Origin of the sequence: Stenotrophomonas sp. DR822 (assembly GCF_019793815.1) — a bacterium.
Lineage (GTDB): Bacteria > Pseudomonadota > Gammaproteobacteria > Xanthomonadales > Xanthomonadaceae > Stenotrophomonas > Stenotrophomonas indicatrix.
Window position 1 is genome coordinate 480202 of the sequence record NZ_CP081826.1, and the last position, 13659, is coordinate 493860.

Genomic DNA, 13659 nt, shown 5'->3' on the forward strand with positions numbered 1-13659 from the left:
CATCGATGACACCGAACCGGGGAGGGGCACGGCAATGCAGCAGGCAATGAGCGGTGGAGAGAACACCCGGCTGATCGTATTGATCAGCGTGGTGGCGACGATTGGCGGATTCCTGTTCGGGTTCGACAGCGGCGTGATCAACGGCACCCAGGACGGCCTGCACCAGGCGTTCAGATCCGGCGAGTGGATGCAGGGGTTCGAGATCGCCTCGATGTTGCTGGGCTGCGCCGTGGGTGCCTTCAGCGCCGGCCGGCTGGCCGACCGTCTCGGCCGCCGCAACGTGCTGATCGTCTCGGCAGTGCTGTTCCTGCTGTCGGCGATCGGCGCCGGCGCCGCATCCTCCTCGGCGATGTTCATCGTCGCGCGGGTGTTGGGGGGCTTTGCGGTGGGCGCCGCCAGTGTCATCTCCCCGGCCTACATCGCCGAGGTCGCGCCGGCGCGCTACCGTGGCCGGCTCGCCACGGTCCAGCAGATCGCCATCATCAGCGGACTGACCGTCGCGTTCCTGTCCAACTATCTGCTGGCGGCCAGCGCCGGTGCGTCCACCGAGGCGCTGTGGGGCGGGCACGCAGCGTGGCGCTGGATGTTCTGGATGCAGGCCGTGCCCTCGCTGCTGTTCCTGGCACTGCTGCTGACCATTCCGGAAAGCCCGCGCTACCTGATGGTGAAGCGCCGCAAGGACCAGGCGCTGCAGGTGCTTGCACGGCTGTACGGCGGTGTCGAGGCGCAGGCGAAGCTTGCCGAGATCGACGCTTCGCTGTCGAGTGACCACCATCGGCCGCGGCTGTCGGACCTGCGCAACAAGGCCACCGGCAGGATCCGCCCGATTGTATGGGTCGGCATCGGCCTGGCCACCTTCCAGCAGCTGGTTGGCATCAACGTGGTGTTCTACTACGGTGCCGTGCTCTGGCAGGCCGTCGGCTTCTCCGAGAACGACGCGCTGCTGATCAACGTGCTGTCCGGTGCGCTCAGCATCGGCGCCTGCATCGTCACCGTGCTGCTGATCGATCGCATCGGGCGCAAGCCATTGCTGTGGGTGGGCTCGGCCGGCATGGCGGTGTCACTGGCACTGCTGGTGGCCGCATTCGCCAGCGGCGCGCTGGTCGATACGCACCTGCAGCTGCCTGCGGGCATGGGCACGCTGGCGCTGGTGGCGGCCAATGCCTATGTCGTGTTCTTCAACATCTCGTGGGGCCCGGTGATGTGGGTGATGCTGGGCGAGATGTTCCCCAACCAGATCCGCGGTTCGGGCCTGGCGGTGGCCGGTGCGGCGCAGTGGACCGCCAATTTCGCCGTCACCGTGACTTTCCCGATTCTGCTGGCCGCCACCGGGCTGGCAGCCACGTACAGCATCTATCTGGTGGCGGCGGTCATTTCGGTGTTCTTCGTGCTCAGGTACGTGCACGAAACCAAGGGCAAGGAACTGGAGCAGATGGAAGGATGAACGCGATGACCCATCGACACGTTGGCCGCGCCCACGCTGGCGTGCTGCTGACCACGCTGCTGCTGGCACTGGCGGCCTGCGGCAAGGATCAAAACGTTGCCGCAACTGCAACCGCGACGCCGGACCCGTGGCCGCAGGTCGCCTGGCCACTGGCCGAGGACCCCGCGCTGGAGAAGCGCATCACAGACCTGATGGCCACCATGACGGTGGAGGAAAAGGTCGGCCAGCTGGTTCAGGGCGATATCGCCAGCATCACCCCCGACGACGTGCGCCGCTATCGGTTGGGCTCGGTCCTGGCCGGCGGCAATTCCGATCCCGGTGGCCGTTACGATGCCGCGCCGGCCGAATGGCTGGCGCTGGCCGATGCGTTCTACGCAGCGTCGATGGACACCTCCACCGGCGGCAAAGCCATCCCGGTGCTGTTCGGCATCGATGCCGTGCACGGGCAGAGCAACATCATCGGCGCGACACTGTTCCCGCACAACATCGGCCTGGGCGCGGCCCGCAACCCGGATCTGCTGCGCCGGATCGGCGAGGTGACCGCGCTGGAGACCCGCGCGACCGGGATGGAGTGGGCGTTCGCACCGACCGTGGCGGTACCGCAGGACGACCGCTGGGGGCGCACCTATGAGGGCTATTCCGAATCGCCCGAGGTGGTGGCCAGCTATGCCGGGGCAATGGTCGAAGGCCTGCAGGGCAAAGTGGGTACGCCCGCGTTCCTCGATGGTCGTCATGTGATCGCCTCGGTGAAGCACTTCCTCGGCGACGGTGGCACTACCGATGGCAAGGACCAGGGTGATACCCGGATCAGCGAAGCGGACCTGGTGCGCATCCACGCGGCCGGGTATCCACCGGCGATCGCTGCAGGCGCACAGACCGTCATGGCCTCCTTCAACAGCGTCAACGGCGAAAAAATGCATGGCCACAGGCAGTACCTGACCGATGCGTTGAAGGGCCGCATGCACTTCGGTGGGTTCGTGGTGGGCGACTGGAACGGCCACGGGCAGGTCAAGGGCTGCACGACCACCGATTGCCCGGCCACCATCAATGCGGGCCTGGACATGGCCATGGCCTCGGACAGCTGGAAGGGCTTCTACGAGACCACGCTGGCCGCCGTGAAGAACGGCACCATCAGCCAGCAACGGCTGGACGAGGCGGTGCGCCGGATCCTGCGCGTCAAGATGCGGCTGGGTCTATTCGAAGCCGGCAAGCCGTCCACACGTGCGGTCGGCGGCCAGTTCGCCCTCATCGGCGCACCGGAGCATCGTGCGCTGGCACGGCAGGCGGTGCGCGAATCGCTGGTACTGCTGAAGAACCAGGGGGGCGTGTTGCCACTGTCGCCCAAGCAACGGATCCTGGTCGCCGGTGACGGTGCCAACGACGTGGGCAAGCAGGCCGGCGGCTGGACGCTGAACTGGCAGGGCACCGGCACGACCCGCAAGGACTTCCCCAATGCGGACACGATCTACGAGGGCATCGCCCAGCAGGCGTCGGCCGCGGGTGGCGAGGCAGTGCTGGCGGTCGATGGGAAATATGTAACGAAGCCGGATGTAGCCGTGGTGGTATTCGGCGAGAGCCCGTATGCCGAGTTCCAGGGCGATCTGCCGACGCTGGCCTACAAGCCGGGGGACGATGCCGACCTTGACCTGATCAAACGGCTGAAGGCCGACGGCATTCCGGTGGTGGCCGTGTTCCTGAGCGGACGCCCGCTGTGGGTCAACCGCGAGATCAACGCCGCTGATGCGTTCGTGGCGGCGTGGCTGCCCGGCTCGGAAGGTGCCGGCGTTGCCGACGTGCTGCTGCGCGGGCCTGATGGCAGCGTGCAGCACGATTTCAAGGGCAGGTTGAGCTTCAGCTGGCCGCGCACGGCGACGCAGTACGCCAACAATGTGGGGCAGAAGGATTACAACCCGCAGTTCGCCTTCGGCTTCGGCCTGTCCTACGCCGACAACGGCGATCTGGCGGCGCTGCCGGAAGTCTCCGGGGTAACCGGCAATGAAGGTGCCAGCGGCGTGTTCTTCGCGCGCGGCGAAGCCGGGTCCGGCATGGCCCTGCGCCTGCAGAACAGCAGGGCGCAGGGCGTCACGGTCACCAAGGTGCCGGAGGCCCTGCAGGGCGATCTGCTCAAGGTCACCGGCGTGGACCACCTGGCACAGGAAGACGGCCGCCGCCTGGCCTGGTCGGGCAAGGCTGAGGCAGTTGCCGCGCTGCAGTCGCACACGGCACTGGACCTGCAGCGCGAAAGCAACGGCGACCTGATGCTGCTGACCACGTTGCGGGTGGAGTCTGCACCCCGTGGCGAGGCCTGGTTGGCGGTGGGCTGCGGCACGGGTTGCTCGGCCCGCATTGCGCTCACGCCGACGCTGGCAAAACTGCCGGTGGGCCAATGGACGCGCGTGGGCGTGCCGCTGAAGTGCCTTGCAGCCGCAGGTGCGGATGTCGGCAAGCTGGATCGCCCGTGGTCGATCGGAACGGCGGGGGCGATGACACTGTCGGTGTCACGTGTCGCGCTGGGCGCCCTGAACGAGGCGGAGACCAGCATCGGGTGCGCAGGCGCGTGACCGTGACGCTGCGTCCTGCGCTATCGGGAACCGGGTGGGCGCGTGACCGAATCGCGCACCACCAGCCGGTGCGGCACCACATGGTCGGTCAACACGCGCACGCCCTCGCTGCGGCGGCGGATGGTGCGCAGCAGGATCTCGATGGCGGCATCGGCCATCGAGGCGATGGGCTGATGGATGGTGGTGAGCTCGGGCCAGACCGTGGTGGCGGCGGAGCTGTCATCGAAGCCCACCACCGACAGGTCGCGGGGCACCTCCAGGCCACGCCGGTGCGCGACGGAGATCGCCGCCGCGCCCATATCGTCGTTGCTGGCCAGGATCGCGGTGGGCGGCCTGGGCTGGCACAGCAGTTTCTCGGCAGCGGCCAGCCCGGAGCGGTAGGTGTAGTCGCCCTGTTCGACCAGGGCGGGGTCGACCTCCAGCCCGGCGTCGTGCAGCGCGCTGACAAAGCCGTCATAGCGCCGCGCGCTGGCACTGAGGTCGGTGCGCCCGCAGATGAAGCCGATGCGGCGGTGGCCCTGCTGGATCAGGTGTTCAGCCAGTTCCCTGCCGGCGTGGAAGTCATCGATGCGCACGCAGGAGATGTCATTGCCGAGGTGACCCGGCGCGATCGCCACCACCGGGATGCCGGCCTTGACCAGCTCGGTCACCACCGGCTTCGATTCGCACAGCGGCGGCGGCAGGATGACGCCGTCCACCCGCCCGGCCAGGGCACGCGCGGCCTTGCGCTGGGCGGCCGGGCCCGGCTCGTCCCAGTAGTCGATGACCAGCTGGATGGCAGCGCTGGACGCTACCCGCAGCAGGCCGACCAGCAGTTCACGCAGGTAGGCACCGCTGGGGTCGGTGTAGATCAGTGCAATACGCGTGTGCTGCGCGGCGGCCAGCGAACTGGCGGCGAGGTTGGGCGTATAGCCCAGTTCACGCACTGCGCGCATCACGCGCTCGCGGGTGACGTCGCGCACCTTGCCCTGGTTGATCGCCCGCGACACCGTCATCGGCGACACTCCGGCCAGGGCCGCCACCTCGTCGATCGTCACGCCACTGGTTTTGCGGCGGACCGATTTCTTCGGCTTGTCCAATACGCGCTCCCGTTCTTCTCTGTGACGCTGCCGAAGCGCGCGCACGTCCGGAGCTTACAAGGTTTGCCGGCCAACCAGCGGTCCGGTCCGGATGGCGAGCGGTGTCATTGGATGTTCGCTGCCGTGCTGGCGCTGCTGGCCTGCATGGGCGACGCGCGCGCAGAGGACGGCCATGCCCTGTGGATGCGCTACGTTCCGCTCGAACCGTCCCTCGCTGCCGACTACCGTACCCGCCTGGGGCAGGTGGTGGCCCCTGATCACACACCCACGCAGCGCGCCGCGCGCGATGAACTGCAGCGTGGACTGGCCGGGCTGCTCGGCAGCGCTCCGCAGTTGGCAGGTACGGCAGCCACCGGCCCCATGCTGGTGCTGGGTACGCCGCAGTCGTCGGCGTTGATCGCGCCGTTGCGTGCGCAGATGCAGCCGCTGGGCGAGGAAGGCTACCTGCTCAAGCGCACACAGGTGGGCGGACGCGATGTGCTGCTGGTCGCCGCACCGCGGGATATCGGCGTGCTGTACGGGGTGTTCCATCTGCTGCGGCTGCTGCAGACCGGCGCGGCACTGGACGCCCTCGATGTGCGTCAATCGCCACGGCTCCGGTTGCGCGTGCTCAATCACTGGGACAACCTGGATGGCCATGTCGAACGTGGCTACGCAGGCCGTTCGCTGTGGGACTGGCAGACGTTGCCGGAGTGGCGCGACCCGCGCTACACCGACTATGCACGCGCCAACGCATCCGTAGGCATCAACGGCACGGTGCTCAACAACGTGAATGCAGACGCACAGAGTCTTGCGCCTGACTATCTCGACAAAGCGGCAACACTGGCCGATCTGTTCCGTCCGTACGGCATCCGTGTCTACCTGAGTGCACGCTTCAGCGCACCCATCGAGCTGGGCGGGCTCGGCACCGCCGATCCACTCGACCCGGCCGTGCAACGCTGGTGGCGCGACAAAGCCGAGCAGATCTACGCGCGCATTCCCGATTTCGGTGGCTTCCTGGTGAAGGCCAATTCGGAAGGGCAGCCCGGCCCGCAGGACTACGGCCGCTCGCACGCCGACGGCGCCAACCTGCTGGCCGATGCGCTGGCCCCGCACGGCGGCGTGGTGATGTGGCGCGCCTTCGTCTATGCGCACGACGTTCCTGCGGACCGGGCCACGCAGGCCTACAGCGAATTCGCCGGCCTGGAGAGTGCGTTCCGCCCGAACGTGGTGCTGCAGGTGAAGAACGGGCCCATCGATTTCCAGCCGCGTGAGCCGTTCCATCCGCTGTTCGGGGCCATGCCGCGCACGCCGCTGGTGATGGAAGTGCAGATCACCAAGGAGTACCTGGGCTTTGCCACGCATCTGGTTTACCTGGGTCCGTTGTACGAGGAAGTGCTGCGGGCCGACACCCGCACACGCGGTAAGGGGGCCACCGTGGCGCAGTCCCTGGCCGGCATGGCCGGGGTCGCCAACATCGGCACTGACCGCACCTGGAGTGGATCGCACTTCGACCAGGCCAACTGGTACGCCTTCGGGCGCCTTGCGTGGGATCCGCAGCAATCGGCCCAGGACATCGCGGCGGACTGGGCGGCGCTGACGTTCTCGGCCGATCCCGGCGTGGTGCAGCCCATCGTCGGGATGATGATGGCCTCGCGCGAGGCCGCGGTGAACTACATGACGCCGTTGGGCCTGCACCACCTGATGGCGCGGGGACACCACTATGGCCCCGGTCCCTGGGTCGATGGTGGCCCGCGCGCGGACTGGACGTCGGTGTACTACCACCGTGCGGATCGCAACGGCATCGGCTTCGACCGCACCGCGCGCGGCAGCAACGCCGTGGCCCAGTATTCCCCCCGCGTGGCCGAGCAGTATGGCGACCTGGCGCGGGTTCCGGAGCCGCTGCTGTTGTGGTTCCACCACGTGCCGTGGGATCACCGCATGGCCTCGGGGCGGACGCTGTGGGACGAACTGGTCGGGCGCTATTCGCTGGGGGTACGGCAGGTGCAGGGCATGCAGGCCACCTGGGCGGGGCTGCAGGGCAAGGTGGATGCGCAACGACATGCGCAGGTCTCGGCCTTCCTGCGTATCCAGCAGCGCGAAGCACAGTGGTGGCGCGATGCCAGCGTGGCGTATTTCCAGTCGGTGAGCGGCAGACCGTTGCCCGCAGGCGAAGCCGCGCCGCCGCATCCGCTGGCCTGGTACCAGGCCCTGCAGTTTCCCTCCGCGCCAGGAGATGGCCGATGAAGCCGACGTCGTGGGTGGGCTGGCTGCTGCTGGTTGCCATGGGCGGCTGCGCCACGCGTGCCGCGGCGCAGGAACCAGGTAGAGCGCTGCTGCATCCGCTGTTCCAGGATCACGCCGTGCTGCAGCGTGACCGGCCGATTCCGGTATGGGGCCAGGCCACGCCGGGCGCCTCGGTTTCCGTTGCGTTTGCAGGGCGCGCTGTCAGCACGCACGCGGCTGGCGATGGCCGCTGGCACGCAACGCTGCCGTCTGCCGCAGCCGGCGGACCTTACGAAATGTCGGTCCGGTCCGGGCATGCCAGCCAGATCGTGCGTGACGTGCAGATCGGCGATGTCTGGTTGTGTTCCGGGCAGTCGAACATGGAGCTTCCCGTATGGCGCGCGCTTGATGCAGGCAGCGAGATCGCCTCCGCCACGGAACCGGGGATCCGCCTGTTCACCGTGCCGAAGGCGGCGGCGATTTCACCACAGAGTGATTTTTCCGCGTCTGTGGCCTGGCGCCCCGCGTCACCGGACACCGTGCGTGACTTTTCCGCCGCGTGTTTCTACTTCGCGCGTGAACTGCGCAGGACCGTCGACGTTCCGATGGGGCTGATCCAGGCAGCGTGGGGCGGCTCGCGTATCGAGGCCTGGACCAGCAGCAATGCCCTGCGCATGCAGGGTGGCCTGGGCCCGGCGCTTGACGTGCTCGCGCTGTACGCGCGTGATCCGGCGGCGGCAAACGAACGGTGGGGTCAGCAGTGGCAACACGGGTGGGCCCAGCGCGCCGGCGTTGCCGCCGCCGATGCACCCTGGCGGCCAGGCACCGACAGCCGTGGATGGCAACGCGCACCCGCCACGCTCGGGGCGTGGGAGCGCTGGGGTGTGCCAGCGCTGGCCGGCTACAACGGCATGGTCTGGTATCGCACCCAGGTGACACTGAGCGCCGACCAGGCCGCCAAGCGCGCACAGCTTGAGCTCGGCCCCATCGACGAGACGGACATGACCTGGGTGAACGGCGTGGCCGTGGGCAGCCAGTACGGTGCGGGCGAGCGGCGAACCTATGCGCTGCCAGCCGGATTGCTGAAAGCCGGCGCCAACACCGTGGTGATCAATGTGCTGGACACCTACGGTGAGGGGGGCCTTGCAGGGCCGGCGAGCGCGCACGCCATCGGCCTGGATGACGGTACGCGCATCGAGCTGGATGCCCGCTGGCAGTACCGGGTGGCGCCCGGCGCGCAGGCGCCGCCGCTGGCACCGTGGCACGCCGCCACGGGACTGTCGACGCTGTACAACGGCATGATCGCGCCGCTGGGCACCTATGGCCTGCGCGGCGTGCTGTGGTACCAGGGTGAATCCAATACCGGCGACGCAACGGCATACCTCGCACGCCTGCGCAGCCTGCGTGATGACTGGCGGGGGCGGTTCGGCGCACACACGCCGCTGCTGCTGGTGCAGCTGGCCGGCTATGGCCAGCCACCCAAGGCGCCGGTTGAAAGTGGCTGGGCGCAGGTGCGCGAGGCGCAGCGGCTCGCTGCGGCGGAAGATCCGCGCACCGGGCTGGCCGTGACCATCGACATCGGCGATGCCTACGACATCCACCCGCCGAACAAGCAGGAACTGGGCCGGCGGCTGGCGCGGGCAGCGCGCCATGTGGTCTATGGCGAGCGCAGCCTGGCGCCCGCCGGCCCAACTGCACACACAGCATCGGCCACGCGCGCCGGCGTGCGTATCCGCTTCAACGGGGTCACCGGCACCCTGGTCACGACCGGCGCGAACGGCCCCATCGGCTTCGAGCTGTGCGACGCCGAGGCGCACCACTGCCGCTACGCCGACGCGGTGCTGCACGGGCACGACGTCGTGCTGCGCAGCCCGCCGGCTGACGCGGGCGGGCGCGTGCGCTACTGCTGGGCCGATGGTCCGGTGTGCACCCTGCGCGACAGCAGTGGGGCGCCCGCCGGCCCGTTCGAGCTTTCCATCACCCCTGCGGAGGTTCCCTGATGCGTCTGCTGCTGGCTCCAGTACTCGTGCTGATGTCGTTGCTGCCGCAGGCGTGGGCAGCGCCGCCCGCGCCGCCGGTCTACTTCGATTGGTTCGAGTACAGCGGTCGCGACGCGGCCTTCGATGCGCCGTTGCCGGCCGGGCACTATCGCAACCCGATTCTTGCCGGGTTCCATGCCGACCCCAGCATCGTCGCCGCAAACGGGCGCTTCTATCTGGTCAATTCCAGCTTCACCTACTTCCCGGGCATCCCGGTGTTCGAAAGCGTGGACCTGGTGCACTGGAAGCAGATCGGCAATGTGATCGACCGACCGTCGCAGCTGGACTTCGACGGACTGGGCGTGTCGCGCGGCATCTTCGCGCCGGCCATCAGTTACCACCACGGCATGTTCTACGTGGTCACCACGGCCGTCGACAGCGGCGGCAACTTCATCGCTACCGCCCGTGATCCTGCCGGCCCCTGGTCGGACCCGCACTGGCTGCCTGGCATCGACGGAATCGATCCGTCATTGTTCTTCGACAACGACGGCACCGTGTATCTGCTCAACAACGATGTACCGCCCGGCCCCCCACGTTACGAGGGCCACCGTGCCATCTGGATGCAGCAGATGGATCTGGCGACCTTCACCCCGGCAGGGCCCCGCAAGGTGTTGATCGACGGAGGGGTGGAGCCGGCCAGCAACCCGATCTGGATCGAGGGGCCGCACATCTACCAACGCGATGGCTGGTACTACCTCTCCGACGCGGAAGGCGGCACCGGGCCGCAACATTCGCAGGTGGTGCTGCGCAGCCGTGATGTGTGGGGGCCCTACGTGCCGTATGCGGGCAATCCGATTCTCACCCAGCGCGACCTGCCCGCCGACAGGCCGTTGCCGATCACCAATGCCGGACATGCGGATCTGGTGGAGGGGCCGGACGGCTCATGGTGGGCGGTGTTCCTTGCCAGCCGCAACTACGACACGCGCCACTACAACACCGGGCGCGAGACCTATCTGCTGCCGGTGCAATGGCGTGACGGCTGGCCGGTGATCCTGCCGGCCAACCAGGTCATTCCGTATGCGGCCAGAGCGCCCTCCTGGATGCAGGGCGAAGCGGCGCAGGCGCCGTCCACCGGCAATTTCACCGAACGCGACGAATTCGATGCGCCGACACTCGGCAGCGGCTGGCTGCGCGTGCGCATCCCCAGGCAGCCGTGGGCGGACCTGCGCGAGCGACCGGGGGCCTTGGCCGTGCATCCGCTGGCGGAGAACCTGGACACGCTGCGCAACCCCGCGTTCCTCGGTCGGCGCCAGCAGCACCTGCGCTTCGAATCCAGCACGGCCATGACCCGGCCGGTGGCGGGCGTGGCCGCAGGTCTGGCAGCGTTCCAGAGCGAGACCCACTGGTATTTCCTTGGCGTGCGCAGTCTCGGCGGTGACCGCGTGGCGGTCTTCCTGGAAGCGCGCGACGGCGGCGGTGTCACCCGCACCCTGGCAACGCGCCAGGCAACGGCAGCGACATCACTGCGCCTGAAGATCGCCGGTGACGAAGGCCGCTATGCGTTCGCCTTCGACAGCGGCGACGGGCGTGGCTGGCAGACACTGGCCGATGACGTGGACGGAACGGTGTTGAGTACGGATCGTGCAGGCGGCTTCGTCGGCGCCCTGCTGGGACCATTCGCGCGCGACGAGCGTGCATTGAGGAGCAAATGATGACGCGCACTCCCATCTTCCGCACGCTAGCCCTGTGCGCAGCCATCGCGCTGGCGGGCACAGGTTACGCAGCCGAGCCCACGCCCTGGCTCGACACCTCGGACAGCTTTGAAAGCCGCGCCGCTGCCCTGGTCGCACGGATGACCCTGGAGGAGAAGGCAGCGCAGATGCAGAACGCCGCGCCCGCGATCGAGCGCCTGGGCGTTCCCGCCTACGACTGGTGGAACGAAGGCCTGCATGGCGTGGCGCGGGCAGGGCAGGCCACCGTGTTTCCGCAGGCCATCGGCCTGGCGGCCACCTTCGATGTGCCGCTGATGGGGCAGGTGGCCAGCACCATCAGCGACGAGGCCCGTGCCAAGCACCACCAGTTCCTCCGTGAAGGCTCGCATGGCCGCTACCAGGGACTGACCTACTGGTCGCCGAACATCAACATCTTCCGCGATCCGCGATGGGGCCGTGGCCAGGAAACCTACGGCGAGGACCCGTACCTCACCGCCCGCATGGGCGTGGCTTTCGTGCACGGCCTGCAGGGCGATGACCCGGTGTACCGCAAGCTCGACGCCACCGCCAAGCACCTGGCCGTGCACAGTGGCCCCGAGGCCGACCGCCACCACTTCGATGCGCGCCCGAGCAAGCGCGACCTGTATGACACCTACCTGCCCGCGTTCGAGGCGCTGGTGAAAGAGGGGCAGGCGGACGCGGTGATGGGCGCCTACAACCGGGTGTACGGCGAGTCCGCCAGCGCCAGCCGGTTCCTGCTGCGCGACGTGCTGCGCCGTGACTGGGGCTTCAAGGGCTACGTGGTGTCCGACTGCTGGGCCATCGTCGACATCTGGAAACATCACCGGATCGTTCCCAGCCGCGAGGCGGCTGCCGCGTTGGCGGTCCGCAACGGCACCGAACTGGAGTGCGGCCAGGAGTACGCCACGCTGCCGGCGGCAGTACGGCAGGGCCTGATCAGCGAGGCGGAGATCGACGATGCGGTGACCCGCCTGTTTGCCGCGCGGATGCGGCTGGGCATGTTCGACCCACCCGAGCGCGTGCGCTGGGCGCAGATTCCCGCGTCGGTCAACCAGGCTCCGGCGCATGATGCGCTGGCCCTGAAGGCCGCCCAGGAATCGCTGGTGCTGCTGAAGAACGATGGCGTGCTGCCGCTGTCGCGCAACCTCAAGCGCATCGCCGTGATCGGCCCCACGGCCGATGACACCATGGCACTGCTCGGCAACTACTTCGGCACCCCGGCCGCGCCGGTCACCCTCCTTCAGGGCATCCGCGATGCCGCCAAGGGAATCGAGGTGAGCTACGCACGCGGCGTGGACCTGGTTGAAGGGCGCGACGATCCCAGCGCCACACCCTTGATCGAAGCGACCTACCTGCGCCCGTCGGCGGACTCGCCGGAGCGCGGCCTGCGCGGCGAGTACTTCCGCACCGCTGATCTTTCGGGCACTCCGGCCCTGGTCCGCACCGATGCCCAGATCGGATTCCGCTGGGATCGCGGCTCGCCGACCGACAACCTGCTGGCCCGTGGTGAAGCCGCACCGGGGCAGGGCATCCCCAGCGATGGTTTCAGCATCCGCTGGACTGGCCAGTTGCTGCCGCCCGTCTCGGGGCGCTACCGGATCGAGGCGGCCGCCGACGATGGTTTCCGCCTCTACGTGGACGGCAAGCGGGTGCTCGACCACTGGGCCACCAGTGATCGCCTGCACGGCGATGGCGTGGACCTGGACCTGCAGGCCGGCCGCGCCTATGACCTGAGGCTTGAGTACTTCGACGCCGAGCGCGATGCCGGCGTCCGCCTGGGGTGGCGCATGCCCGGTGCCAAGCCGCCGTTCGAAGCGGCGCTGGAGGCCGCGCGCAACGCCGATGTGGTGGTGTTCGTGGGCGGCCTCACCGGCGACGTCGAAGGCGAAGAGATGAAGGTCAACTACCCGGGCTTCGCCGGCGGCGACCGTACCGACCTGCGCCTGCCGGCGCCCCAGCGCTCGCTGCTGGAAGCGCTGCATGGCACCGGCAAACCGGTGGTGATGGTCCTCACCGGCGGCTCGGCCATGGCGGTGGACTGGGCGCGGCAGAATCTGTCCGCCATCCTGATGAGCTGGTATCCCGGGCAACGCGGCGGCACTGCCGTCGGCCAGGCGCTGTTCGGCGACGTCAATCCGGGCGGACGCCTGCCGGTGACCTTCTACAAGGCGGACGAGGCCATGCCGGCCTTTGACGACTACACGATGGAAGGGCGCACCTACCGCTACTTCCGCGGTACCCCGCTGTATCCGTTCGGGCACGGGCTGTCGTACACCCGCTTCGACTACGGCAGGCTGCAGCTCGATTCAACGCGCATCGCCAACGACGGAACACTCAAGGTGCAGGTCGAGATCACCAACACGGGCAAGCGCCCCGGCGACGAAGTGGTCCAGCTGTATGTGCGACGGCTGCAGGCCGGGCCTGGCGACGCACGCCAGACACTGCGCGGCTTCCAGCGTGTGCACCTGGCCGCAGGCGAGCGGCGCAACGTGGTGTTCGACCTGGAAGCGCAGCAGGCCCTGCGCCACTATGACGATGTGCGCGGGGGCTATGCCGTGCCGGCGGGCGCGTACGAGGCATGGGTGGGCAGCTCCAGCGCCGACATCCGCGCGAAGGCCGGGTTCACCGTGGAGGCCAACCGTGACTGATGCACGCCGC

At 68.5% G+C, this 13659-nt stretch carries 7 protein-coding genes; 6 read left to right on the top strand and 1 reads right to left on the bottom strand.

The window, feature by feature from the left end; genetic code table 11:
• The first annotated feature begins 34 nt into the window (after positions 1-34).
• Together K5K93_RS02305 and K5K93_RS02310 are read left to right on the top strand one after the other, a co-directional pair.
• A complete protein-coding gene (locus K5K93_RS02305; protein WP_222389605.1) occupies positions 35-1444 on the top strand; it encodes a sugar porter family MFS transporter in 1410 nt (469 codons plus the stop codon).
• Positions 1441-4005 (top strand): exo 1,3/1,4-beta-D-glucan glucohydrolase, encoded by a 2565-nt coding sequence (locus tag K5K93_RS02310; protein ID WP_222389607.1) that lies wholly within the window; start codon positions 1441-1443, stop codon positions 4003-4005. Before K5K93_RS02305 ends, K5K93_RS02310 begins: the two co-directional genes overlap by 4 nt.
• A 20-nt stretch (positions 4006-4025) precedes the next feature.
• Here K5K93_RS02310 and K5K93_RS02315 read toward each other — a convergent pair whose 3' ends face one another.
• Entirely contained in the window at positions 4026-5084 is a 1059-nt protein-coding gene (locus K5K93_RS02315; protein ID WP_093818334.1) for a LacI family DNA-binding transcriptional regulator, read from the bottom strand.
• 111 nt (positions 5085-5195) lie between these two features.
• Here K5K93_RS02315 and K5K93_RS02320 point away from each other — a divergent pair, with 111 nt between their 5' ends.
• Genes K5K93_RS02320 through K5K93_RS02335 form a run of 4 tightly spaced genes read left to right on the top strand, consistent with a single transcriptional unit; the run spans position 5196 to position 13649 of the window.
• Positions 5196-7310 carry an alpha-glucuronidase family glycosyl hydrolase gene (locus K5K93_RS02320; RefSeq protein WP_222389608.1) on the top strand — a complete coding sequence of 705 codons (2115 nt, stop codon included), beginning with the start codon at positions 5196-5198 and terminating at the stop codon, positions 7308-7310.
• A complete protein-coding gene (locus K5K93_RS02325; protein WP_222389609.1) occupies positions 7307-9289 on the top strand; it encodes a sialate O-acetylesterase in 1983 nt (660 codons plus the stop codon). The genes K5K93_RS02320 and K5K93_RS02325 overlap by 4 nt, the downstream gene beginning before the upstream one ends.
• Positions 9289-10980, top strand: coding sequence for a glycoside hydrolase family 43 protein (locus tag K5K93_RS02330; RefSeq protein WP_222389610.1), 1692 nt, complete (start codon positions 9289-9291; stop codon positions 10978-10980). Before K5K93_RS02325 ends, K5K93_RS02330 begins: the two co-directional genes overlap by 1 nt.
• Positions 10977-13649, top strand: a complete 2673-nt coding sequence (locus tag K5K93_RS02335; protein WP_222389611.1) for a glycoside hydrolase family 3 protein — start codon at positions 10977-10979, stop codon at positions 13647-13649. Before K5K93_RS02330 ends, K5K93_RS02335 begins: the two co-directional genes overlap by 4 nt.
• Positions 13650-13659 lie beyond the last annotated feature (10 nt).